Annotated in this window: 4 protein-coding genes and 1 pseudogene; 2 read left to right on the forward strand and 3 right to left on the reverse strand. The window is 57.2% G+C overall.

Annotated features, from left to right (window positions below):
* Positions 1-145: pseudogene (locus tag M3461_14260) on the reverse strand (transposase).
* Positions 146-710: 565 nt separating this feature from the next.
* On the opposite strand from M3461_14260, the gene M3461_14265 reads away from it, so the two are divergent.
* Positions 711-1058, forward strand: coding sequence for a class I SAM-dependent methyltransferase (locus tag M3461_14265; GenBank protein ID MDQ3775422.1), 348 nt, complete (start codon positions 711-713; stop codon positions 1056-1058).
* Positions 1059-1270: 212 nt separating this feature from the next.
* On the opposite strand, the gene M3461_14270 is transcribed toward M3461_14265, so the two are convergent.
* Complete coding sequence (locus tag M3461_14270; protein ID MDQ3775423.1) at positions 1271-2335, reverse strand: IS5 family transposase; 1065 nt, start codon at positions 2333-2335, stop codon at positions 1271-1273.
* A gap of 120 nt (positions 2336-2455) precedes the next feature.
* On the opposite strand from M3461_14270, the gene M3461_14275 reads away from it, so the two are divergent.
* Positions 2456-3712: an O-antigen ligase family protein gene (locus M3461_14275; protein MDQ3775424.1), complete on the forward strand. Its 1257-nt coding sequence runs from the start codon at positions 2456-2458 to the stop codon at positions 3710-3712.
* A 59-nt stretch (positions 3713-3771) separates the two neighbouring features.
* On the opposite strand, the gene M3461_14280 is transcribed toward M3461_14275, so the two are convergent.
* Positions 3772-4061: hypothetical protein (locus tag M3461_14280; protein ID MDQ3775425.1), on the reverse strand; the 290-nt coding region annotated here is incomplete at its 5' end.

The raw sequence follows: 4061 nt of genomic DNA on the forward strand, positions 1-4061 counted from the left end.
TGAGTGCATCCTTCATCGGACGCAGCTCGGGACGTATCGCACGGGCGAAATCCGCCAACACCAAGGCATCGATGCGGTCGGTCTTGGCCAGCTGCCCCGTGGCCTTGGCATAGTCGCGCACCTGACGGGGATTGACCACAACCACACCGCCAACCCCGCGGCCATCAGCGAGGCCGCAAGCGCATGTTGGAGGTCCGGTCGCGACTTTGAGGGTCACGACGAGAAGCCGCGCTGGGCGGTAGACGCCTACGTTAGCGACGTGGCCACTCCGTGTCGGGGATGGGCGCGGGGTGTCTCGCCCCGCGACGCCTTTGCGACCAGAAGCGGCGGGGCTTTCCTGCTCACGCGCGAGAACGAGTGGTATCTCGAAAGACTCGCGAAGGCTTCCGCGGACGCGAGCCGGGTCTGGAAGACCGCATGGTACGCGGCCCGCGGGTGAACACGTAGGAATAAACCGCAGACGATGGACGAGAGAAGCCGTTCCCTACCCTCGCTCGAGGAAGGGACCGCAACCGCGGAGCGGCGGCGCATGCTTGAGGAGAATCAGCGCCGAGCGCGCGAAATCGACCCCCACTATGCCGTATGGCAGCCCGACAAACTCTTCATGGCGGTCGGGGTCGGGCGAAGGCGAACCGCCGTCGCGTTGCTTCGAGAGGGGACGTCTTTCCCAGAGACGGGAGACGCGTGCCTTGGAGGTGGGATTTGGTGGCATGGGTTGGCTCGGCGAGCTCGTTTGCTGGCGGATTCGCGAGAGGGATTTGCATGGAATCGAGCTCGACGCGTCGAAGGTGGCTCGAGCCAGAGAGTTCTTGCCGCAGGCCGACCTCCGGGTGGGCGCCGCCACGGAGCTGCCCTGGCCCGACGCCTCCTTCCGACTGGTGATCACGTCCACGCTCTTCACGTCCATCCTGGATCTCCGCGTGCGCCGACGGGTCGCCCAGGAGGTGGTACGAGTCATGGTCCCTTCCGGAGCCCTTCTCTGGTACGACTTTGCCTTCGATAACCCACGTAATCCGCACGTGCGCGGAATCGCCTATACATTCCCGACGCGTTTTTGAGTAAGGATCTGTAGGACACCTCAACCCAAATGAGATAACAGTCTCTAACAGGCTGTTGAAAAACCATTCAAGACTGGAAGGAATAGAGGTTACTGACAGTAAATAGGGTGCGAGGGTGGGAAGAAACAGTGCGCTCGGCCTTGGTGGATGCCCCCATGTTCTGCGAGGGGTGCATAGATGAGATGATGGACGACAACCGACACCGCTTTCTCCTAGCGGGGTACCGGATGGAGCAGGCTCCGCATCCGTACCAGGTTGTAGGCCGCCATCGTGAGCACAAATTGAAAGTCGACACGCGCCGTGCCCCGAAATTTGGTCTGCCGGACCTGTCCAATGGTCTTACCCCACCCAAAACACTCTTCGATGCGTTTGCGGATCCGTTGGCTGATGAGGTAGCCGGGCTGCCGAGTGGTGCGCCCGTCAATGGCCGAGCCACCGCGCCGCGCCAGGTTTTGTGCCACGTGCGGCGTGACGTGGAGACCGCGGGCTTGCTCGATAAAACCGCGTGTATCGTAGGCCTTGTCCGCGCCCACGGTCATGGGATGGGTGCCGGGAACCTCCGACAACATCTCGATGGCGGTATCGCGCTCTGCCGAGCCGCTTGCACGAACCACTTGGGCTTCGGCCACCAAGCCATGGCGGTTCTCCATCAGCACCTGCCCGGCATAGCAGAGCTTGGCGGGGTGCGCCTGACTCTTGCGAAACATCAGCGCATCGGGGTCTGTCTGGGACTCATGGGTCTCGTTGCACCGACGCTCACCGTGAAAGTTGCGTCCGGCATTGCGATCCGAGCCTTTGGGAGGGTCATCATCGGAGCCATCTTTGCGCCGAAAGCTCTTCTGCGACGCCCAGGCGTCAATCAAGCTGCCGTCCACACTGAAGTGCTCATCCGAGGTCAAACCCGCCGCCTGCGCCCGGCCGTAGACTTCGGCAAAAAAGCCCCGCGCGATATCCGCTTCGAGCAGCCGGTCCCGATTCTTGGAGAACGTCGAATGGCTCCATACCCGCTCGTTCGCGGACAGCCCCACAAACCACCGGAACAGCAAGTTGTAGCCGAGCGCTTCACACAGCAACCGCTCGCTACGCACCGAATACAAGACTTGCAGCAACAAGGCGCGCAACAGGCGTTCCGGGGCGATCGAGGGTCGGCCTTCGATGGCATACATCGCGTCGAACTCCGCCGTCATGCTTGCCAGGGCCTCGTCCACCATGGTTCGGATCGGGCGCAACGGATGCGAGGTAGGCACCCGAGCCTCCAGCGACACGTAACTGAACATCCCGTCTTGACGATCATGTATTCCGCGCACCAGATTGTCCTCCCAAGACAACGTTCCAGAGATCTGATCGCTATACGACATGAAAGTTCCAGTTTTTCAACAGCCTGCTAACCAATCCTCATGACACATTCCAGTTCGCTCAGCGTGACGACCGTACACCTGGCTTTTATCGCTCTATTTCCGTGTTTCTTTTTTTACAATACAGCTATGGGAACCGGCGTGATAGGTCCAGTATTGGGAGGCTATTTTTCCCTAGTATCGCTAGTCTTTACACCAATCCTTCTCATTATTTATTTGGTCCAAATAACACGAACTACACGGTTCTTCACGAGTATAGATCTCGCTTTTTTTTCCTTCCTTTTCTACTTCCTCTTTGTGATCTCTCTCAATTTCGCCAATGGCGCCGAGCGGGACCTTGTCAAGGACCATCTGCTCTCCATCGTTCACCTTGCAGCCGTCTTCATCGTCTTCAGAATCGCACAGTTCGAATCGCCGCAGATGAAATGGACGGGGCTCCTTTGTATAGCCGGCATGACGGCAATCATATTCACTTTTTCAGTTGACGGCTTTTTTTATCTGAAAGAGCAACAGGGCTATGGCGATTCCAGAAGCATGGCGACCTATCAAGGCTTTGCCCGTTCGTATTTCGTGACGTTTCTTGTCGTGCTTCCATTTATGAGGCTGGCGATGCTGCGGTTGGCGATGTATTTCATTTGCGTTCCTGCCTTATTTATTAATGGAGCACGAAGCGAACTGACCGCCATATTGCTGGTGGTCGTTTTAGCCGAACTTTTCTTTGCTAGACCTAGACTGTCGATTGCAGTATTTGCATTGACCCTTGCCTCTCTATTTTTTGTTTTCTCTGACAATCTGATGCAACTCCTGCCCGATAACAGATCCCTTGAACTTCTGGATTTATCCCGGTCGACTTCTTGGGAGGGTCGCCAAGTTTTCTTCTCAAACGCATTACGTACAATCGCGGACCACCCTTTATTAGGGGACTATGGCAGTTATATTCGGACGGGCGGTGCCGGATCGTATGCGCATAACATTTTCTCGGCATGGGTCGACCTTGGCTTTTTTGGATTCGCCTATCTACTATGCATGATGCTGTTTCCTATCTATTTTCTTCTTATTGACACCATTTTTCGCGGGAAGAGGCCAAAGTCTGAAGAACCGTTGTTGGCGCTCATTTTATTATGCGCGACATTGTTCATGCTGTTTACTTCCAAGGACTTCACGTACATGTTGGTCGGCGCTGCACTAGGGAGGTATGCACACTACAGACATATTAGCTATACAGCTCAAGCAAAGCAGCGTCTGATATGGGCAAGGCATTCCAGGGTATGCCAAACCGCCCAACCGCAGTCATCATGACTTACATTCCGCACATCTCGGCGCACATCTCGGCGTAATTTCCCGCAGGGTGAGCGGGCTCAGGGTGGGTGTGGCGCTTCGGCGTCGATGAGTTGCTCGGTTTGCTCCTCCCACTCGCGCAGCAGCTGCTGCACGGCACGGTAGTTCCCGATCGCCTGGCGTAAGAGCTCGGCCTGCGCCGCGGAGACCTGGCGGTGGACAAGCTTGCCCTGCTTCATATGACCCCACTCGTAGTAAGGGCCGTGGCGCGCCGCGGGGTCCTGGGCGCAACGGCAGTTGGGCTTCCCCCACAGTTTGGTTCGCTCCAGCAGAGTACCTGAACACAAGTAGTCGAACGCTGCAAGGTGAG

It is taken from the genome of Pseudomonadota bacterium, from assembly GCA_030860485.1.
Lineage (GTDB): Bacteria > Pseudomonadota > Gammaproteobacteria > JACCXJ01 > JACCXJ01 > JACCXJ01.